Here is an 18,914-nt window from a genome sequence, read left to right as displayed (position 1 = left end):
TGCCCTGCTTTGGGACGCGTGCTCAGACTGCAGGCAGTAGCCCCTGAATACACTGCGCAATGATGCCGCTTCTGCCTCACCTGCCAAAGCCCCGCCAAAGCCACCGCGGCCTGACCTCGCTGCAGCTGATGATGGCCCTTGCCGTGCTGGCCATCGCCTTCGCGCTTGCCGCACCGGAATTCAAGGCCCTGCTCGACCGGCAGAGGGCCGACACCACCCGACATCTGTTGAGCAGCCATTTTGCGGCCGCGCGGATGATCGCGATCCAGCGCAATGTGCGGGTTTCGGTCTGCCCCACCCAGAATGGCCTGCGCTGCCTGGAGGGGGCGGACTGGAGCCAGGGCTGGATGTCGTACATCGAGCGGGATGGCAGCGTGACCGCCCTTGAGGTCCTGCGCCATCAACCCTGGAGCCCGCCCGCTGGCTGGGCAGTCCTGAGTACCCACGGCCGCGGCGTACTGCGCTACCAGGGTAATGGCCTGGCCTATGGCAGCAACCTCAGCATGCGGATCTGCCGGGGCAACCATCTGCATGGCCGAGTCATCATCAACAACAGCGGGCGGATACGCTCAGAGCGACACGATGCACCCGGGCGGTGTCTCGACTGAGACCGCACAACGACCATTCGCGCACAAAAAAGCCGCGAATTCTCGCGGCTTTCTTGAATCTGGCGCCCGAAGTTGGACTCGAACCAACGACCCCCTGATTAACAGTCAAGTGCTCTAACCGGCTGAGCTATTCGGGCGGGGAGGCGAAGTATACGGGGCGTTTCCCAGAAGGGCAACACCTTTGCATCTTCGTGTACTGCGTCGTCGCCTTACCAGCAATCAGCCAGTTCGCCGGTGCTGCTGGTCTTCCGATTGGCCTGATCCACGGTCAAGGTTCCACAAGCGTCCTTGGCCTGCTCGCCCTGAGGCGTCGCGGTAACCGTGAAAGTGGAGCCGTCGCCTTCAAAGCCCAGCTGATAGCGGATGACGCCGCCTTCGCGCGGCGACTCCTCGGCGGGGAGGGCAAAGCCGGCGTAAGTGTTGTTCACGGAATGGTAGCGCTCGGCTCGCTGCGCATACTCGACCATGTCCGCTTTCACCACCGCACGGCGAGTCTTGAGCAAGTGCTGCTGGTACGACGGATAGGCAATGGCCGCCAACACCGCGAGGACGATGACCACGATCATCAGCTCGATAAGTGTGAAACCTGACGTGGCGGCCTTGCTGCCAAACACTTTGCTTTTGTTCATCATGTCCAGGATTCCAGCTTACTGAATCTGGCGCCAGGATTGGCGGCCACAGGGATACGGCAAATACAGCGGTTGCGCACCAGCCACATTCACGACCATCCAGCAGGCACGATCGCCCGGGCCACCGCCACCCTCCAGGCGCGGCACCACTGCCACGCTCACGTCCTTGACTGGAGCGGTACCACCAGTATTGAGACTGGTCGCCGCGACGCCCGATCCGTAGGGATCACCCGTTGGCGACCCGATACGCGCCTGCTCCATCGCCGCCGCGCCAGTAATCGGACTCAAGCCGAACAACCAGTTCGAACCTTCGGTGGAGCAGCCTTCTCCACCCGAGTTGGGCAGATAGGTCGGCATGAAAACCACACCTGCCGCGACCGACGGATTACCAACGAATCGCTCACCCAAGCCCGGCAGCCTCACGTTCCAGCCACTGGCCACGCCCGAGAACGCCTCAGCCTCGATCGACCGCACCCCGTTTGTCGTGGTGACGTTGTAGGTCACGAGATCGGAAGGTAACAGCGTCGCGGTGGGCTGCCGCACATTGGTGTCGTTCACGCCGTACAGCGACTGCTCGGCCACATCGAGTGGATCGCTGTTGAAGGAAAAGCTGCCTGTACCAAACAGCAGCATGACCCCGCCGCCTGAGCCGGTTACCGTGGTCATGCCCCCGGTGATCGGCTGGCGGAATACCTGCGAGGAACCAGCGACGGTCTGCCGCGCCGTCGTGAACACCGGCACCGTAACGGAATTGCCAGCGTCTTCCAGGTTGAATTTCCACAGCGCACCGCGCTGATCGGCAGCGTAGACGGTATCGGCAAGTCCATCACGGCCATAGATCGACTCCTGACCACGCGGCGGGTTCGACGCCGGATTCGGACGGAAGCGGTCGATCACCACGATGTTACCCAGACCATTGCTGCCGGACGGCGCCGTGTCGGCCGACTCGGTAGCCGTGATCATCCGCACGCTGCCCGTACCCAGGTCAACGACGAACAACACAGCCTTGCCGCCAGCGCTGCCATAGCCATTGCCGAAGATCGCCTTCCATGCGACCCCCGTGCCAGACTTCACCGGCACGATCACCGGCTTGCCGAGTACATGGCCGATGTTGGTCCGCACGTTTTCAGCGAGATCCAGGTTGACGTCACTGATCTCCCACAAGCGACTGCGCGTGCTGAAGCTGCCAGGCGTGGTGACATCCAAGGCAAACACTGACCGACCGCCTGCACCTGCGGTACCCACCAGCGCGGTTGCCCAATTGTTGTTCAACTGCACGTCGGCAACGGCGACAGGACCATCGACGTAATAACGATGGCGGAACTTCTGGTCGGTCTTGCTGACCGCCTTGTAGGGGTAAAACAGATTGCCCATGTGCCCAAGCGCGGTCCCGGGAATATAGGCGAACGTCTCGGTGCCACCTGCACTATTGGCGGTTCCAGCACCATCCATGCCACCGTCGAAGGCGTGCAGCATGCCATCGTTGGCGCCTACGTAGACCATGTAACGGCCGTTGTCGCGCTTCTCCTGCAGGTACGCGGCGTAGCTCGTTGCGAAGTCGTCGCTTATGCGCTGGTAACCGTAGTCGTCGCGTGGCGAGCTGATCACGGGGCTCGAGTTGACGATATCGCCAAGCACAGTGGTGCGTGTGCGGTAGATGCCATTGGAGTTGCGCACTTCGCGCGACGTATTGCCGCGCAGGTAGTCGATTGCGGTAGCGATGTTGCCCCCCAGCGCCTCGACCTCCGATGCACTGCACAGGACCATGTCGCTGTAGAGCGTGCCCGGCTTGGTGCAGAGGTCAGAGAAGCTGATGTTGGTGCTATTGAAGTTCACCGCACTTGCGCCCTTGGTCGCCACAATGTTGCGCGACGCCTGCGCCCCGAGCTTGGCTGCGGCCTCCCAAACCGACACGTACTCGGCCTCGCGGTCGTCGTTGACCTGTAGGCGCGAGGCCGTCAGGCGGCTGAACCAGTCGGTCTCTCCGTTGGCGATCTCGAAGGTCGGGGTAATCGAAAGAGAGCCGGTTCCGATGCGCGATCCGGTCAGCGCCAGGCTGCCGGAAGGTGCCGCGCCGGCGGTCACGGAGGACAGCACGCGACGCATGGCGGCCGTGATATCGGCCGGGGTCCGCGCGTTGATGTACTCGCCACGGGTGTTGGTGGCGGCGTGCCAGATATCATCGACGGTGCTGGGGTCGTCGTTCGCACGAGCCGGCCAGTTGTTGTATATCGCCGGCGTGGTGTACGGGTTCTGGGTCAGGTTGGGATTGAAGAGATTGCCGCGCGCGCCCAGGGTTATGCCGTAGAAATTGATGTGCAGATCCTTGTTGCAGTCCAACGAAGGATCTCCCCCGGCACTGCACGCCTGAGGCACAGGCACTTGGCCGCGCGGCATCAGGCTGTCGGTACGCAGCGGGTTCAGGTAATACTGCGACACGATATCGGCCATCGTGTCTTCATGACTGTCGTTGAAGGGCGCCCCCATTGATCCATCGATATTGCCAACGGTCGGCCCACCGCCATTGCTGTAGCCGTCGGTGAACAACATCACCGCATTCTTCTGGCATGACAGCTTGACCGGCGCATTGGCGTCGGTGCGCTTGAACTGGATGCCGGCGGAGTTGACCGCCTGCCGGTTCGGCGTTCCACCCGACGCGGTCAATGCGATCATCGAGTTGTACAGCGCAACCTTCTCGGACGGCGTGCCCATCGCACGGATAGCCAGCCGCTTGCTGGCATCCTCGAAGTCGTTGTACTTCTGGTGGTCATTGATCTTGAAATAGCCCACGTTCATGTTGTTGACGTCGAGGGCACGTGTCATCCCGGCGATCATGGCCCGGTTGCGATTGCCATAGTAGGAGTACCAGTTGGCGAAGTTCTGCATTGCCACCGTATCCGTGCTGGCGATGGTGTACTTCCACATGTGGCAGTTGGTGCCACATGCGTTATCAACTTTGGTCCGGCTGACGCTGGCGTACGCACCCGTAGTGCCCGCCAACTGCGGGCGCGCGTCGTTGGTACCCGTCCATGGCATGAAGAACGTAGCTGGGATGTACTGGATGCTGGCGTAACCCGCAGAGTTGTAAGTCGCGCCTCTGGTGTTTGCCTGCACGCCACTGAAGGTGAAACCGGTGAAGTTACCTCGAAAATCGTAGTTGGCCGTGGCGGTGCGGTAGGGCGTATTGGCAGGAATGGTCATTCCGCTCTGCATCCGGGAGACGTCGCCCTCGGTGACACCCAGGCGCGCCGACGCCAGTGCAACCACGTCCGCATTGCGCGGGTCGATCTTGGTGCTGCTCGTAGAGGCGTTCGGGTAGGCGGAAATGCTCTCCACACCGCTGTTGGTGAACACCCCCAACCAGGGCTCATACTTGACGGCTGGATCGTAATAGGTCGGGTTGTAGGCGGCCGAGCGGGCGAACCCGTAGATATCCAACTGCGGCAACCCGTAATAACCCGCACCGATGCGCGGCCCTGGCAATACGTAGAAGTAGCTACATTCGCCCTGGTTGGCGGTATTGGAAGCGTTCCTGATGGAGGCCGGCGTATTCAGCGCCCCGGAAGAAGTGAAGAAGCTCGTCCGGACGGAGCTCCAGCATGCCGTACCGTCCTGTCCGGGGAACTGGGTCTGGAAGGTCATCGAGCCGGAATCATCCACGGCCATGATGAAGGACGGCGTGGCCGACACCTTCACGTTCAGCGGCGCCTGGGCCAGGCTGCCCTGTCCCTGCGCGGCGAACAGCGAATACGCCATCCAGCCGACGCCCGCCATCAGCAGCAGGCCCGAGCCAGCGTAGATCTTGGTCTTACGGGTGAGCATGATGACAGTCCTCAGAGCTTGAATACGGTATCGATGGCAGCAGACGAGGTGCCTTCGTTATTGTTGTCGTCGTCGCGATCAGACGCGTAGGCGGTGATCTGGTACACACGCGTCGGTTCTTCACTCTCCGGCATGCCCATTTCCAGCGATGCCTCGCCCTGGATGCAGGCTTCGATGCGCCGCACGTTCACCACCGGCGCGTTGGCGAGGGTCTGTTCATTCGCCCAGCGGGTGGGATCGTAGCCGTCGTCACACAGCCGCTGGATGTCTTCCGCGGTGAGGCTGCCAGCGTCGCCGGTGTTATTGTCCAGCGCCTCGATCGAACGCTCGGTATCGCGCACGGCCTGCTCGCCGGCTTGGAACGCCACGTTCACCGCGCGGTAATTGGACGACATTTTTTCCTGCATGCTCGCAACCTGCATGCCAACAATACCCAGCAGCGACAGCAGGATCAGCAGCATGAGGGCGATGTAGAGCACCGCGCCGCGCTGGTGACCGGGAGCGTGGAACTGGCGGAAGGAGGGAGTCATGGCTCAGTTCCCGAACAGTCGATTGCGGAGCGCCACCGATACCTCATACGAGGAACGGAAGCGTCGATCATTGGTTGCAGGGGGATTGATGCCAACCCCCAGCACACCCAGCTGGGCGACGTTGGTGTCGGCCTGTTCGGCCGAGGCCGGCTGAGGGCTACGTACCAGGATGCCCAGCTGCACCATGCCCACCCGGCGCCACGCGGCTACAGCAGTTTCATCGGCAGCAGTGCTCACATCTGACGCGGTGCGCTGGATGGTAATGTTCCCGGTCGGCGGATCGACGCTGCTGATGTTCTCCTCGCTGTCCAATCCGTAGAGGAACTGCAGGCTCTCGATACCTTCCACCAGTTCCTCGCCGGTTTCGAACGAACCGTCGCCATTGGCCCGGGCCCGGTACAGCGAAGGCTCGTTTGCAGGATTGGTCGCCACGTAATAGGCCACCGCTTCTGCGCGATAGACCATGGTCACCGCGTTGTTGGCCGCGTAGGTTCCCAGGTTGGTCGCAGTGGCGGTAATGGTGTTCTCCGCCAGGCTGCCGGCAAAAATGTCGACCCGACTGCAGTCGGAAACAGCGAAAAGCGACGGCGTCGTAGCTGTTCCTGCCGAAAGGCGCGCGGCGGCGTCGGAGGCGATAGTCACCTCGGAATCAGTACCATTGGCAATGCTCAGCACCGGCGAACCTTCCGAACTGAGATAACGCATCATCAGGATGTCGCTGCCACCAATCGGTTCCGGCGTCAGGCCGCTGATCGCACCGGGCGTATTCGCTGCCGCCGACCAGTTCTCACCGATGGTGAGCGCATCGCCGGGGGCCGTGCCCTCTGCTTCATAGCCCTGAATCGGAATAGCGAAGTCCAGCGGACTACCGTCGCCCTCGGTGATGCCAGCGACATGCACACGGATGCTCTGACTGTCCTTGATCACATGGGCCTGGTCGTTGACGCAACCCATATGCCCGGCCATGCGGATATCACGCTCGAGGAAATCCAGCGCGAATCGCGCATTTTCCTGCGTACGTGCAGCACCCTCGGACAGCCGCGACGCCGCGTGCGAGGCCATGAATATCTGCACGACCCCGAGCATGAGGATCATGCCGATGACCATCGCAACCATCAGCTCGACTAGCGACATGCCCGCAATTGACCTACGGGCGCTTAGCGCATAAGCATTCATAGACGGGTGACCAGGGTGAAGGTGGTGATGGAATCGGCATTGTCCGGGTCCCAGCGCTCGTCCCCCCAGCCGATGCCGACGGTCACAAGCCCATCGTCGACACTGACATTGGCCGACGCCTTGTCACCTAGAACCTTGACAACCTGGCATTGCCAGCGGGCGATATTCTTGGATTCGGCTGTGGCATCGGCGCCTACCGGCCACGTACAAGGCGAGGCAGTCGCAGCCACATCACCCGCATTGAAGGACGCAGATGTGTAGGCACCTCCGTTGAGTGTCGCCGTGCGCTGCACCCGCATCATCTCTATCAGGTCCGAAGCGAGGTTGGTGGCCTGGGTGCGTTGGCCCGCACTCTGCACGAAGCGCACGTTCATGGTCTGCAGCAAAGCAAACCCCAGCAGGCCGAAAGCCAGCACCAGCAGCGCGATCAGCACTTCCAGGAGGCTGAAGCCTGCACTTTTTCTGCGGCTGGAATAGCCGGAGCAGTTGCGATTCATGAGCAGGTCCCGTTGGTCGAGCGGACCTGACCGGAGAGGTTCACGGTCAGGGTACGACTGGCCTCGCCTGCCTTGCAGTCCGCCGGAGTCAGCGTGATTGATTGGTCAGGTACCGCCCGCCTGCGTCCACGTGCATCGAAGGCGATGACGTCCGGATCCGGCGCTCCCACGGTGACGTTGCGGTTGCCGGCAGTAAAGCGCAGGACCGTATCATCGGCCCCAAACTCGCCGTTACCATCGGCGTCGGTCCAGGCCATCACGCCATCGTTCCAACTTCCATTGCAAGCGGTGCCGTCGCTGCTGCCGCACACCCCGCCACCGCTGTTGTTGCGAATGCCTTCACTGCGCGCGAGCGACAGCAGGCCGATCATTTCGTTGTTACCGGCACTTATCCGGTTGGACCTGATCATGCCAGTGAAGCTCGGATAGGCCATGGCGGCCAGGACGACGAACACGATCAACGTAATCATCAACTCGACCAGCGTGAAGCCCTTGGACCGGCGTAGTGACATGGAACGCTCCCCAGCGTGTTGGTGGCCACGATGGCGCACCCGGCTGCCGCCGGCAAGCGGCGGCAGGATGAACGGTCAGAACGGGGCGACGGGCGTCAAAGCGTTGACACGCCCTGCCCTTCCGGAGGCCCTTGAGAAGGGCCGGAGCCCCGGAGGGGCCCCTTCCCGGGGCGGCGTGGTGAGCCGCCCCGGCCGGTCAGGCCAGCACCTGGTAGCAGGGCTGGTACTCGCCGGAGATCTTCATCCGGCGCTGCTCGACGAAGGCGCGCAGCAGCGCGTCCAGGGCCTGCATCATGTCCGCGTCGCCATGGATCTGGAACGGCCCGAACTCTTCGATGCGGCGCATGCCGTCTTCCTTCACGTTGCCGGCCACGATGCCGGAGAACGCCCGGCGCAGGTCGGCGGCCAGCGCATGCGGCGCCCGGCCGTGGTGCAGGTCCAGCGCGGCCATCGCCTCGTGGGTCGGCACGAACGGCTGCTGGTACTCCCACGGGATCTCGATGGACCAGTTGAAGAAGAACGAATCCTTCTGCGCCAGGCGGTGCTCGCGCACCTGCTTGATGCCGCTGGCCATCTTGCGGGCGACCGCCACCGGGTCACCGATGATGATCTCGTAGCGCTCGGCCGCCGCGTCGCCCAGGGTCAGGCGGATGAACCGGTCGATCTGCTCGAAGTACGGCGCAGCCACGGTCGGGCCGGTCAGGATCAGCGGGAACGGCAGGTCCTTGTTTTCCTCGCGCAGCAGGATGCCGAGCAGGTACAGGATCTCTTCGGCGGTGCCGACGCCACCGGCGAACACGATGATGCCGTGGCCGATGCGGACGAAGGCCTCAAGGCGCTTCTCGATGTCCGGCATGATGACCAGGTGGTTGACGATCGGGTTCGGCGACTCGGCCGCGATGATGCCCGGCTCGGTCAGGCCGATGTAACGGGTGACCGTCTTGCGCTGCTTGGCATGGGCGATGGTTGCGCCCTTCATCGGGCCCTTCATGGCGCCCGGGCCGCAGCCGGTGCAGATGTCCAGGCCACGCAGGCCCAGCTCGTAGCCGACCTGCTTGGTGTACAGGTACTCGTCGCGCCCGATCGAGTGGCCGCCCCAGCAGACCACCAGGTTCGGGTCGCCCGGGTTGAGGATGCGCGCGTTGCGCAGCAGGCCGAACACCGCGTTGGTGATGCCTTCGGAAGACTCCAGCTCGGCCGCATAGGCCGGGCCCATCTCGATGGCCATGTAGGCCAGGTCGCGGACCACGGCGAACAGCAGTTCGGCCACGCCGCGGATGATCTCGCCATCGACGAAGGCCATCGCCGGGGCATTGACCAGGTCGATGCGCACGCCGCGATCCTGCTGCGCCACCTGGATGTCGAAATCAGGGTAGAGATCACGCGCCGCGCGCGGATCGTCCGAAGCACTGCCGCTGGTCAGCACCGCCAGCGCACAGCGGCGCAGCAGTTCGTGCATGCCACCACCGGAGGCATCGCGCAGGCGCGCGACCTCGGCCCGCGACAGCACATCCAGCCCACCGCGCGGGTAGATCCGCGCATCCTGCACCGGCAGCGCGCGGGCTGCTTTTTCGTTCGTCGTCATATCCAACTTTTCGCTTCCTTCAAGGTTTCCGACTGTACTGCCGCCCCCTTAAAAAGCAAAACGGCCGGGAAACCCGACCGTTGGATATGTGCTGCCCGCGTTCGCCTTTCCGGGACCGCCAGGCGGCGTATTCCGCCGCGCACGAGAGCGGATGCTACGCCCCTGCCTGCACCACCGCAAGGACTTTCGCCTGAACGGAAAACGGCCGGGTTTCCCCGGCCGTTTCCTTTTACCGCTTCAAGTGCTGACGGATCAGAACTTGTACTTCAGGGTCAGCTGCATCGACCAGCGCGACACGCCGGTGTTGCCCTTGTCGTTGTTGTTTTCCTGGATCTGCGGGTTGTCCGTCGCACCGGTGAACGAGTACACGTACTTGCCGGTGGCCGGATCGATACCGCCGTAGTTGGCAACGCGGCGGGTCGAGTAGAAGCCGTAGTCGTCGATCAGGCCCCACTTCTTGTTGATCAGGTTGCCGACATTCATGATGTCCAGCGCGATCTCACCCTTGTGCTCCTTCATGAAGCCCGGGAATTCCTGGCTGATGCGGACGTCGAAGGAGTTGATCCACTTGGCGCGGTGCTCGTTCGCCGGGACCACGCTGCCACGATAGGCGTCGAGTTCCGGGGTCTTTGCCAGCCAGTCGAAGAAGCTCTTCTCCATGGCCGCATCCTGCACGAAGCGACCGCCGACCACGCTGCCGAACAGCACGTCACCCGGGCCGCTGGGCACGTAGAACAGGTCGTTGGTGGCTGCACCGTCGCCGTTGGCATCGTTGTAGAAGATGTAGCTGTACGGACGGCCCGAGCGACCTTCGTAGAACAGGCCGACGCGGGTGGCGTTGTCACCGAAGAAGTTGTGCTTCCACTCCAGGGTGCCGGTAATGCGGTCCTTGATCGCGTAGCGAGAGTTGTAATCAACGTTCTCGTTGGCGTTGAAGATCAGCGTGTTGTTCCAGTTCGAGGTGTTCTGCGAGCTGGACAGCGGGCTGACTTCCTTGGACTGGGTGTAGGTGTAACCCAGCGACCAGCCCCAGTTCTCGGTCAGCGGCTTGGCCAGCGAGAAGGTAGCCTGGCTGCCACGACCCTTGTCGGTGTTGCGCAGGACCAGCACATCGCCCATGTCGCTCGGGCGGTTGGCACGATCAACTGCACCGCTGGTGCCGGTGGTGATGCCGAAGTTCTGGCCATTGCTCATGCGGCCATTGTTCGGGTTGCGGCCCGCAGCGTTCCAGTAGATCGCACGGCCATCCGGGCCAACCGCGGTCTGCGTGCCGACGTCCAGGCGGTCGAAGTAGATGCCGTCCTTGACCTTGGTCAGCAGCAGTTCGGCCGAAGCCACGATGCCGTACCACGGCAGCTCGTGGTCAAAGGCCAGGTTGGCCTTCCACACCGACGGCAGGCGGGTGCCCGGCGCGATGATATCCACGTTCTGACGGGCCGAAGCCGGGCCACCGGCCGGGATGTACGGATTGTTGCCATCCGGGGTGAACGAACCGACCGGCGGGTTGCGCTCGTCGTACTCGACGTAGTTCAGGCCGGTGTTCTGGTAGGCACCTGCCAGCCACACGTTCGGGGCAGCGCCGCCGAACAGGCCCACGCCGCCGCGCAGCTGGGTCGGACGCTCGCTGTCGAAGGTGTAGTTGAAGCCGACACGCGGCTGCACCAGTTCCTTGTCGACCAGCTTGGTGTTGTTGAAGCCGTACAGCTGTTCGATGCGCGGGTTGTACAGGCGCTGGGTGCTGAAGTCAGGCATGTCGACGCGGACGCCGAACATCAGGCTCAGGTTGTAGTTGATCGCCCAGGTATCCTGCACGAACACGCCGGTGTTCTTCAGGGTGAAGTCAGCCGGGATGTCAGCGCGGGTGCCATCGGCACGCGGGGTACGCAGCTGGTAGCGCGAGGCGTTGCCGGCCAGGAAATCGTTGACGCTGTTGAATTCGTACACGCCGTTGAGGTTACGGCCGTAGAAGTTCATCAGGTCGTTCTTCGAGTAATCGAAGCCGAACTTGACGGTGTGGTCGCCGACGTACCAGGTACCGGCACCGAACGCGCTCAGTTCCTTCGACTCGACGATGTTGACGTGAGTGTTCTGCTCGGTACCCACGTACAGCGAGTCATTGCCCGAACGGATACGGATCTGCGGCATGTCGACCAGCGGAACGCGGTTGGCCGAGTAATCCTTGTGCGAGACCTTGAATTCGGTCGAGAAGTTGTCCGACCAGTCGCTGAACAGTTCGCCCATCCAGGTTTCGTATTCGGTCGGCTGCTGGTACCAGAAGTTGCTCAGCGAGATGGCGCTGCTGCTGACCTGCGGGAAGCGAACGACGTTCTGCTCCATCTTGTTGTAGCGCAGGGCCGCACGGTGGTTCTCGTTGATGTTCCAGTCCAGCTTGACCGCGTACTCTTCGATCTCGGTCTTGCTGTTCGGCGCCGACAGGGTGCCCGGGTCATAGCCCAGATTGCCCAGATAGTTCTGGACATCGGTGATCTGCTGCTGGGTGATGGTGCCACGGCCGATCGGGGTGTCGCTCAGGCTGATGCCGGCGGCCGAACGCTCGTACTTTTCATAGTTGGTGAAGAAGAACAGCTTGTCCTTGACGATCGGGCCGCCGAAGGTCATGCCGTAGGTCTTCTCGTCTTCGAAGCCGTTGAAGTCCTGCGTGTCACCTTCCAGGCGCGAGCGGACCATGTCCTTGTCGCGGTAGGAACCGTAGACGGTGCCGTGGAATTCATTGGTGCCCGACTTGGTCACGGCATTGATCACCGCACCGGTGCCGCCAGCGATGGTCGTGTCGTAGTTGGCCAGGTCGATGTTGATTTCCTGGATGGCGTCCATCGACACCGGCTGACGCTCGGTCGGCAGGTTGTTGGAGCCCAGGCCGAACGGATCGGAGGCGCTGATGCCGTCGATGCGGATGGCGTTGTAACGGGTGTTCTGGCCACCGGCCGAGATCGCGCCGTCAGCCTTGCTGACCTGCGAGATGCGCGGGTCCAGACGGACGTAGTCCTGGATGTTGCGGTTGGCCGACGGCAGCGCGTCCATCGTTTCGCGGGTGACGTTGGTGCCGGTACCCATCTTGGTGGCGCTGAAGATGTCCAGGCCGCCACCGGTGGCGACGACATTGACGGCGTCCAGGTTGGTGGCAGCCACATCGCCGGCCAGGTTGGCGTTGACGGTGTTGACCTGGTTCAGGTTCAGGAAGACACCTTCTTCGGTCTTGGTGCCTTCACCCGGCTTGTTGATGGTGATGGTGTACGGACCACCCACGCGCAGACCGCGCGCGTTGTAACGACCCGACGCATCGGTGGTGGCACGCGAAACGGTGCCCGACTCGGTGTGGGTGATGGTGACTTCAGCACCGGCCACAGGCTGGCCTGCAGCGGACACGACCTGGCCGCCGACACCGGCGGAGGTGCTCTGGGCGAAGGCGGGAGCGGCAGCAAGTGCAGCCACGAGACCAAGGGTAAGCTTGGACATCCGGAGTGGGTGGGTCATTTTTCGGTAGCCTCGATGCGAGTTGGCGATGGCGGAAAAAAAGCGCATCCAACCAGCCTTGCGGGCGGCTGACTGGACATTTATCTGGGGTTCCCTACCGTGAACGGCAGCTGCCGCAACGGTTAACACTAGATTAACACGCTACGCCTTCATTGTGACGGTTGTGCGACAAACGGCACGGGATCGCAACGAGTTCGTGACGGAACCTTCATTCCGTCTTATCGTCCACTTAACTCGCGTCAGTAGTGTGACTGGCGTCAAGTACCTGCCCGCGCCAAGCGGCACCGCCGGCGGAAAGCAGCGCAACGGCCGCTGCGGCGGCCTTTTCCGGGCCTTGGGCGGCCGGATCCTGGTCAACTGAATAGGCACGGGCGCGCAGCGCGGTACGCAGCGGGCCCGGATACAGGCCGCTGACCCGGACCGGGCTGCGGCCGAGTTCATCATGCAGGCTGGCGATCAGCCCGCGCAGCCCGTGCTGGGCTACGCCGTAGCCGCCCCAGTAGGCCTGCCCCACCCTTTCAGGTGCATCGACGGCGAACACCAGGGCCGCGTCGTCCTGCTGTTTCAGCAACGGCAGGCAGGCCTGGGCCAGCCACGCCGGGGCGGTCAGGGTGACGTGCACGGCGCGGGCGAAACTGGCCGGGTCGGCCAGCTCGAAGGGGGTCAGGCCGGGGAAATGCGCGGCACAGACCAGCAGGCCATCCAGCCGCCCCAGCTCGCGCTGCAGGGCCTGGGCCAGTTCGGCATAGTCATCGGGGCCGGCGCCTTCCAGGTCCAGCGGATACAGCAGGGGCTCGGGGCCCACGGCCTGCACCTGGGCATAGACCCGGTCCAGTCGCCGCGGCTTGCGGCCCATCAGCACCACAGTGGCCCCGGCTTCGGCGGCCGCGACGGCTGCGGCACTGCCCAGCCCGCCACCGGCACCGGCGATGAGCACCACGCGATCCTGCAACGGACGGCCATCGAGCGCCGCATCGGTCGCCGACGTCGATGGCCAGGCACTCATCCCTGGGTGGCCTCTTCGACGATGCGCTTGAGCTCGCCGGCTTCGAACAGCTCCATGACGATGTCGCAGCCGCCGATCAACTCCCCGTTGATGAACAGCTGCGGGAACGTCGGCAGGTTGGAGAAGCGCGGCAGGTTGGCGCGGATCTCCGGTTCCTCAAGCACGTTGACCGTACGCAGGGCGACGGCACCGGCAGCCATCAACGCCTGCACGGCACGGCTGGAAAAGCCGCACATCGGGTATTGCGGGGTGCCCTTCATGAACAGCACGAGCGGGTAACGATCCACCTCGGCCTGGATTTGCTGCATTACCGCCACACCTCACTCCTTGCTTCGCCGGACAAACCGACCGCAGTGGTCGGCTAGACTGCCCACGGTAGCCGCCATTGTAAGCCGATGGAACCGGCTGCCGCCGTCCCCTGGCCACGAACCTGTCCATGCCCGTCGAATTGCCTGCCCTGCCCTACCTTCCCGGCTCCCTGCAGCCGCACCTGTCCGCGCTGACCGTGGAGCTGCACCACGGCCGCCACCATCGCGCCTATGTGGATGCGGTCAATGCCGCCATCGTCGGCACGGAATGGGAAGAAGCGACATTGGAGGACATCGTCCGCCAGGCCCAGGGCAAGCTGTTCGATGCGGCCGCGCAGGCCTGGAACCACAGCTTCTACTGGCAATGCCTGCGCCCGCGTGGCGGCGGCGAGCCGCAGGGCCGGCTGGGCGAACTGGTCAAGCGCCAGTTTGGCGATGGCCAGCGCCTGCGCGAGGAGTTCAACCGCGCTGCGCTGGGCCTGTTCGGTTCCGGCTGGGTCTGGCTGGTGCAGCATCCCGGCGGCCAGCTCGGCATCCAGGCGACCCGCAACGCGGGCACGCCGCTGACCGGCGACAGCACGCCGCTGCTGTGCTGTGACGTGTGGGAACACGCTTACTACACCGACTACCAGAATGAGCGCGCGCGCTATCTGGAAGCGTTCTGGCAACTGGTCAACTGGGAATTCGCGGAGAGCCAGCTGCGCTGAGGCGGACGCCGGCATTGCGGGCCGCCGGGCATGGCCCGGCGCTACCGTAGATGCCCACCTTGGTGGGCATTGCCGGCCAGCGGCCGGCATCACCGGGATCAGCCGTTGCGCAACGCGTGCACGGCCGGGGCCACCTGGTCCTGGCGGTCCAGCTCCAGGCCGACCTGCAGCAGAGCATCGGCCAGCGCGTTGGCATCATCGTCGCGCAGGGTCGCGTGACCGACCTTGCGGCCATCGCGCGGCTGCTTGCCGTAGTCGTGCCAGTGGCCGCTGGCCTGGCCCAGCACCGGTGCCGCATCGGGCATGGCGCCCAGCCAGTTCAGCATGCAGGCATGGCCGAGCATGCGGGTGCTGCCCAGGGGCAGGCCCAGCACGGCCCGCAGATGGTTCTCGAACTGCGAGGTCTCGCTGCCTTCGATGGTCCAGTGGCCGGAGTTGTGCACGCGCGGCGCCATCTCGTTGGCCAGCAGCTCGCCATCGCGGCAGAACAGCTCCAGCGCGAACACACCCACGTACTGCAGGTGCTCGGCCACGCGGCGCGCATAACCAATCGCCGCCTCATGCTCGGCGTCGGACAACACGGCCGGGGCCACGCTGGCCGAGAGCACGCCATCGACATGCCAGTTGCCGGTAACCGGCCAGGCCTGGAAGCTGCCGTCGCGGCCGCGCACGGCGACCACGCTGACTTCGCGCTCGAAGGCGACGAAACCCTCCAGTATCAGGCCGGTGCGCTCGACCTGGGCACCCAGCGCGTCCCATGCCGCGTCGATGTCAGCCTCGCTGCGCAGGCGGAACTGGCCCTTGCCGTCGTAGCCCAGGCGGCGGGTCTTGAGGATGCACGGCAGGCCGAATTCGGCGGCCTTGGCAGCCAGCTCATCGCGGCTGCGGATATCGGCAAAGGCCGGCAGCGGAATCCCCAGCTGCTGGAACAGCGTCTTCTCGCTCAACCGGTCCTGCGCAACGGCCAGCGCCGACGGCGGCGGATAGACCGGCACCTGCCCGGCCAGCCACTGCGCACTGTCGGCAGGCACGTTCTCGAAATCGAAGGTGACCACGTCGACCTTGGCGGCAAACGCCGCCAGTGCCTCGCGGTCATCGAAGGCGGCCACGGTGAGCGGCGCCAGCGGGCCGCTGCAGGCGTCGGCCGCCGGGTCGTACAGCTCGAAGCGCAGCCCCAGCGGTGCACCCGCCAGTACCATCATGCGGGCGAGTTGGCCGCCGCCCAGGATGCCGACGGTCAGGCTCATTGGCGCGGATCGTCGTGGGCCATGACATCTTCGGTCTGGCGCGTGCGGAAGGCTTCCAGCGCCTGGCCGATGGCCGGCTGGTCGCTGGCCAGCATCGCCGCAGCGAACAGCGCTGCATTGGATGCGCCGGCATTGCCGATGGCGAAGGTGGCGACCGGGATGCCGGCCGGCATCTGCACGATCGACAGCAGCGAATCCATGCCGTTGAGGGCCTTGGACTGCACCGGCACGCCCAGCACCGGCACGGCGGTCTTGGCGGCGATCATGCCCGGCAGGTGCGCAGCCCCGCCGGCACCGGCGATGATCGCGCGCAGGCCGCGCGGGCCCGCTTCTTCTGCGTAGCTGAACAACACGTCCGGGGTGCGGTGGGCGGAGACCACCTTCACTTCGAACGGAACACCCAGGGCTTCAAGCTTCTGAGCGGCGTGCTGCATGGTTTCCCAGTCGGAGCGGGAACCCATGACGATGCCGACAAGCGGCGCGATCGGGTTGGGGGTCATTGGCCGTCACCTGCCTTAAAGACGTATTCTAGCCGTCTTCCACGCAAGACGAAGAACCATGGATCGCAAGCTGCTTGACCTGCTGGTGTCGCCGGACACCCGCCAGCCCCTGTCCCTGCTGGATGGCAAGGGCCTGGAAGCCCTCAACAAGGCCATTTCCGCCGGCTCGGTGAACAAGGCCGATGGCAACCCGCTGGCCCAGCCGCTGCGCGAGGCGCTGGTGACCCGCGACCGCAAGCAGGTGTTCCGCGTGGACGACGGCATTCCGGTGCTGCTGGCCGAAGAGGCCATCGCGACCGCGCAGATCGCCGACTTCCCCGCCGCATGACCGCCCTGCCGACGCCGGATGCGGCCCTCGTCGCGGCCGATGTCGCCCGCGCGTTGTCCGAGGACCTGGGCAGCGGTGACGTCACCGCCGCCCTGCTGCCCGACCAGGCCGACAGCGCCTACCTGCTGTGCAAGCAGGATGCGGTGATCGCCGGCCGCCCCTGGTTCGACGCGACGCACCGCGCCCTGGATCCGCAGGTGCGCATCGAATGGCGCGTGGCCGAGGGCGACCGCGTCGCCGCCGGCACCGTGCTGGCCCTGCTGCACGGCCGCAGCCGCAGCCTGGTCAGCGCCGAACGTACCTCGCTCAATTTCCTGCAGACGCTGTCCGGCACTGCCACCACCACCGCCGGCTACGTGGCAGCGGTGGCCGGCACCGGCACGCGCATCCTCGATACCCGCAAGACCCTGCCCGGCCTGCGCCTGGCGCAGAAGTACGCCGTGCGCTGCGGTGGCGGCGACAACCACCGCTTCGGCCTGTACGACACGGTGATGCTGAAGGAAAACCACATCCGCGCGGCCGGCTCGCTGCCCGCCGCCGTGGCCGCCGCGCGCCAGCAGTGGCCGTCGCTGCCGCTGGTGGTGGAAGTGGAAGACCTGGACCAGCTGCGGCAGGCGCTGGACGCGGGGTGCGAGCGCATCCTGCTGGACGACTTCGAGGCATCGCTGCGCCGCGACGCGGTGCGCATCGCCGCCGGCCGCATTCCGCTGGAAGTGTCCGGCAGCGTCGGCCTGGAGGGGCTGCGCGCGATTGCCGAGGACGGCGTGGACTGCATTTCCATCGGTGGACTGACCAAGCACGTGCAGGCCATCGACCTGTCGCTGAAGCTGGGGCCGCCGCCGGGTTGAGGGCGCGCGCGGGCGCTACCGCTTCGCTCGCCGGGCATGGCCCGGCGCTACCGTTCTCACACCCTGCGTTCACGACGTCACTGCGACGCTGCGGCCATCCCCCACAGGAGCCGCGCATGCGCCGGATGCTGTTGCCTGCCTGCCTGCTGCTGGCCGCCGCGCCGCTGTCAGCCGCCGCCGCCGAAGCCTGCGACGTACCTCCGCGCTTCGGCCTGAGCCCGTTGGCCATCTCCATCCGCAACGCCGCCTGCAACGAACACCGGCTGTGGTACCGCCCCTTCATCGATCGCGACGGGCGCGCGGCCAGCCTCAGCGTCACCGAAGCTGAAAGCGAGCACCTGGCCGACAACGGGCTGATCGCCTGGCAACGCGTGGCCAGCTACTGGCGCGACAGCGGCACGCTCAATGCCATGGGCAGCATTCCCGGCGCCAGCAGTTGCCTGGCGCCACTGGGCACGCGCTACACCGACAGCGACTGCCGCGCCTTCCTCGTGGACAATCCGTGGTCGGCCGCCTTCATCTCCTGGGTGATGACCCGCGCTGGCGTGCCCGGCTTCACCACCTCGCCGCGGCATATCGACTACATCCGCGCCGCCTACCAGGCCGGGCCGTCCGGCGTGCCGTACCGGCTGGTGGACCCGGCCACGGCCAAGCCGGCACCGGGCGACCTGCTGTGCTTCCTGCGTGACCGCAGCAGCACGCTGAGCTACAGCGGGCTGGTGCAGGCGCTGGGCAACGGCTCGGTCGGGCACTGGAAATCGCACTGCGAAGTGGTGGTGGCCGCCAACCTCGGCGGCGACCAGACCCTGTACCTGGTAGGTGGCAACGTGATGAACACCGTGGCCATGCGCCTGCTGCAGCTGGACCGCACGGGCCTGATCCAGCTGCCGCCGGCACGCGACCGCAGCAGCACCGGCATCGAGCCCGCCTGCACGCCAGGCCGCGAGGATGAGTGCAGCTTCAACCGCCAGGACTGGGCCGCGCTGCTGCAGTTGACGGCACCCGCGCCGCGGGTGGCACCGCCGCCGGTCCCACCGCCGCCGAATGGACAATGAGCGGGGTGGCTTGATCCGCTGCGTGTTCGCCGCCATCTTTGCGGGATCCAACCTGCACGCG

17 protein-coding genes and 1 tRNA gene are annotated in these 18,914 nt (G+C 64.9%); 5 read left to right on the top strand and 13 right to left on the bottom strand.

Annotated elements, in window-relative coordinates; translation table 11 throughout:
* The first annotated feature begins 59 nt into the window (after window positions 1-59).
* Window positions 60-608, top strand: a complete 549-nt coding sequence (locus QMZ26_RS17635) for a GspH/FimT family pseudopilin (protein WP_283222209.1) — start codon at window positions 60-62, stop codon at window positions 606-608.
* Between the two features lie 60 nt (window positions 609-668).
* Here QMZ26_RS17635 and QMZ26_RS17630 read toward each other — a convergent pair.
* From QMZ26_RS17630 to grxD, 11 genes are all read right to left on the bottom strand, one after another.
* Window positions 669-745: transfer RNA gene (locus QMZ26_RS17630), tRNA-Asn, on the bottom strand.
* Between the two features lie 72 nt (window positions 746-817).
* Window positions 818-1,240 carry a type IV pilin protein gene (locus QMZ26_RS17625; RefSeq protein WP_283222208.1) on the bottom strand — a complete coding sequence of 141 codons (423 nt, stop codon included), beginning with the start codon at window positions 1,238-1,240 and terminating at the stop codon, window positions 818-820.
* 15 nt (window positions 1,241-1,255) lie between these two features.
* The gene (locus QMZ26_RS17620) at window positions 1,256-5,059 is read right to left on the bottom strand and encodes a PilC/PilY family type IV pilus protein (protein WP_283222207.1); all 3,804 of its coding nucleotides are present in this window, start codon (window positions 5,057-5,059) and stop codon (window positions 1,256-1,258) included.
* Window positions 5,060-5,070: 11 nt separating this feature from the next.
* A complete protein-coding gene (locus QMZ26_RS17615) occupies window positions 5,071-5,589 on the bottom strand; it encodes a PilX N-terminal domain-containing pilus assembly protein (RefSeq protein WP_283222206.1) in 519 nt (172 codons plus the stop codon).
* 3 nt (window positions 5,590-5,592) lie between these two features.
* Window positions 5,593-6,765: a PilW family protein gene (locus QMZ26_RS17610; protein ID WP_283222205.1), complete on the bottom strand. Its 1,173-nt coding sequence runs from the start codon at window positions 6,763-6,765 to the stop codon at window positions 5,593-5,595.
* Window positions 6,762-7,262, bottom strand: coding sequence for a type IV pilus modification protein PilV (gene pilV, locus QMZ26_RS17605; RefSeq protein WP_283222204.1), 501 nt, complete (start codon window positions 7,260-7,262; stop codon window positions 6,762-6,764). Before pilV ends, QMZ26_RS17610 begins: the two co-directional genes overlap by 4 nt.
* Window positions 7,259-7,774, bottom strand: coding sequence for a GspH/FimT family pseudopilin (locus tag QMZ26_RS17600; RefSeq protein ID WP_283222203.1), 516 nt, complete (start codon window positions 7,772-7,774; stop codon window positions 7,259-7,261). Before QMZ26_RS17600 ends, pilV begins: the two co-directional genes overlap by 4 nt.
* Window positions 7,775-7,970: 196 nt before the next feature.
* Window positions 7,971-9,359 (bottom strand): nucleotide 5'-monophosphate nucleosidase PpnN, encoded by a 1,389-nt coding sequence (ppnN, locus tag QMZ26_RS17595; protein ID WP_079221363.1) that lies wholly within the window; start codon window positions 9,357-9,359, stop codon window positions 7,971-7,973.
* Window positions 9,360-9,611: 252 nt separating this feature from the next.
* Window positions 9,612-12,854 (bottom strand): TonB-dependent receptor, encoded by a 3,243-nt coding sequence (locus QMZ26_RS17590; RefSeq protein ID WP_108746349.1) that lies wholly within the window; start codon window positions 12,852-12,854, stop codon window positions 9,612-9,614.
* 229 nt (window positions 12,855-13,083) lie between these two features.
* Complete coding sequence (locus QMZ26_RS17585; protein ID WP_079221361.1) at window positions 13,084-13,860, bottom strand: SDR family NAD(P)-dependent oxidoreductase; 777 nt, start codon at window positions 13,858-13,860, stop codon at window positions 13,084-13,086.
* Window positions 13,857-14,177, bottom strand: coding sequence for a Grx4 family monothiol glutaredoxin (grxD, locus tag QMZ26_RS17580; RefSeq protein ID WP_079221360.1), 321 nt, complete (start codon window positions 14,175-14,177; stop codon window positions 13,857-13,859). Before grxD ends, QMZ26_RS17585 begins: the two co-directional genes overlap by 4 nt.
* A gap of 119 nt (window positions 14,178-14,296) precedes the next feature.
* On the opposite strand from grxD, the gene QMZ26_RS17575 reads away from it, so the two are divergent.
* Window positions 14,297-14,875 (top strand): superoxide dismutase, encoded by a 579-nt coding sequence (locus tag QMZ26_RS17575; protein ID WP_108759613.1) that lies wholly within the window; start codon window positions 14,297-14,299, stop codon window positions 14,873-14,875.
* A gap of 98 nt (window positions 14,876-14,973) precedes the next feature.
* Here QMZ26_RS17575 and QMZ26_RS17570 read toward each other — a convergent pair whose 3' ends face one another.
* Window positions 14,974-16,122, bottom strand: coding sequence for a 5-(carboxyamino)imidazole ribonucleotide synthase (locus QMZ26_RS17570; protein ID WP_283222202.1), 1,149 nt, complete (start codon window positions 16,120-16,122; stop codon window positions 14,974-14,976).
* Window positions 16,119-16,622 carry a 5-(carboxyamino)imidazole ribonucleotide mutase gene (gene purE, locus QMZ26_RS17565; RefSeq protein WP_079221357.1) on the bottom strand — a complete coding sequence of 168 codons (504 nt, stop codon included), beginning with the start codon at window positions 16,620-16,622 and terminating at the stop codon, window positions 16,119-16,121. Before purE ends, QMZ26_RS17570 begins: the two co-directional genes overlap by 4 nt.
* A gap of 58 nt (window positions 16,623-16,680) precedes the next feature.
* On the opposite strand from purE, the gene QMZ26_RS17560 reads away from it, so the two are divergent.
* The 3 genes from QMZ26_RS17560 to QMZ26_RS17550 all read left to right on the top strand — a co-directional run bounded on the left by QMZ26_RS17560 (window position 16,681) and on the right by QMZ26_RS17550 (window position 18,853).
* The gene (locus QMZ26_RS17560) at window positions 16,681-16,950 is read left to right on the top strand and encodes a Trm112 family protein (RefSeq protein ID WP_283222201.1); all 270 of its coding nucleotides are present in this window, start codon (window positions 16,681-16,683) and stop codon (window positions 16,948-16,950) included.
* Window positions 16,947-17,798, top strand: a complete 852-nt coding sequence (gene nadC, locus QMZ26_RS17555) for a carboxylating nicotinate-nucleotide diphosphorylase (protein ID WP_283222200.1) — start codon at window positions 16,947-16,949, stop codon at window positions 17,796-17,798. The genes QMZ26_RS17560 and nadC overlap by 4 nt, the downstream gene beginning before the upstream one ends.
* Window positions 17,799-17,914: 116 nt before the next feature.
* The gene (locus QMZ26_RS17550; RefSeq protein WP_283222199.1) at window positions 17,915-18,853 is read left to right on the top strand and encodes a DUF2272 domain-containing protein; all 939 of its coding nucleotides are present in this window, start codon (window positions 17,915-17,917) and stop codon (window positions 18,851-18,853) included.
* Window positions 18,854-18,914 lie beyond the last annotated feature (61 nt).

Origin of the sequence: Stenotrophomonas sp. PFBMAA-4, assembly GCF_030053215.1 — a bacterium.
In the GTDB taxonomy this organism is placed as follows: domain Bacteria; phylum Pseudomonadota; class Gammaproteobacteria; order Xanthomonadales; family Xanthomonadaceae; genus Stenotrophomonas.
Note: the sequence above shows the minus strand (reverse complement) of the source record. Positions and strands in the feature narration are given on the sequence as shown.

Excerpts from the sequence above, each read along its gene's own strand:
- QMZ26_RS17635 (WP_283222209.1), top strand. The coding sequence starts at position 60 with ATGATGCCGCTTCTGCCTCACCTGCCAAAGCCCCGCCAAAGCCACCGC.
- QMZ26_RS17625 (WP_283222208.1), bottom strand. The coding sequence starts at position 1,240 with ATGATGAACAAAAGCAAAGTGTTTGGCAGCAAGGCCGCCACGTCAGGT.
- QMZ26_RS17620 (WP_283222207.1), bottom strand. The coding sequence starts at position 5,059 with ATGCTCACCCGTAAGACCAAGATCTACGCTGGCTCGGGCCTGCTGCTG.
- QMZ26_RS17615 (WP_283222206.1), bottom strand. The coding sequence starts at position 5,589 with ATGACTCCCTCCTTCCGCCAGTTCCACGCTCCCGGTCACCAGCGCGGC.
- QMZ26_RS17610 (WP_283222205.1), bottom strand. The coding sequence starts at position 6,765 with ATGAATGCTTATGCGCTAAGCGCCCGTAGGTCAATTGCGGGCATGTCG.
- pilV (WP_283222204.1), bottom strand. The coding sequence starts at position 7,262 with ATGAATCGCAACTGCTCCGGCTATTCCAGCCGCAGAAAAAGTGCAGGC.
- QMZ26_RS17600 (WP_283222203.1), bottom strand. The coding sequence starts at position 7,774 with ATGTCACTACGCCGGTCCAAGGGCTTCACGCTGGTCGAGTTGATGATT.
- ppnN (WP_079221363.1), bottom strand. The coding sequence starts at position 9,359 with ATGACGACGAACGAAAAAGCAGCCCGCGCGCTGCCGGTGCAGGATGCG.
- QMZ26_RS17590 (WP_108746349.1), bottom strand. The coding sequence starts at position 12,854 with ATGACCCACCCACTCCGGATGTCCAAGCTTACCCTTGGTCTCGTGGCT.
- QMZ26_RS17585 (WP_079221361.1), bottom strand. The coding sequence starts at position 13,860 with ATGAGTGCCTGGCCATCGACGTCGGCGACCGATGCGGCGCTCGATGGC.
- QMZ26_RS17575 (WP_108759613.1), top strand. The coding sequence starts at position 14,297 with ATGCCCGTCGAATTGCCTGCCCTGCCCTACCTTCCCGGCTCCCTGCAG.
- QMZ26_RS17570 (WP_283222202.1), bottom strand. The coding sequence starts at position 16,122 with ATGAGCCTGACCGTCGGCATCCTGGGCGGCGGCCAACTCGCCCGCATG.
- purE (WP_079221357.1), bottom strand. The coding sequence starts at position 16,622 with ATGACCCCCAACCCGATCGCGCCGCTTGTCGGCATCGTCATGGGTTCC.
- QMZ26_RS17560 (WP_283222201.1), top strand. The coding sequence starts at position 16,681 with ATGGATCGCAAGCTGCTTGACCTGCTGGTGTCGCCGGACACCCGCCAG.
- nadC (WP_283222200.1), top strand. The coding sequence starts at position 16,947 with ATGACCGCCCTGCCGACGCCGGATGCGGCCCTCGTCGCGGCCGATGTC.
- QMZ26_RS17550 (WP_283222199.1), top strand. The coding sequence starts at position 17,915 with ATGCGCCGGATGCTGTTGCCTGCCTGCCTGCTGCTGGCCGCCGCGCCG.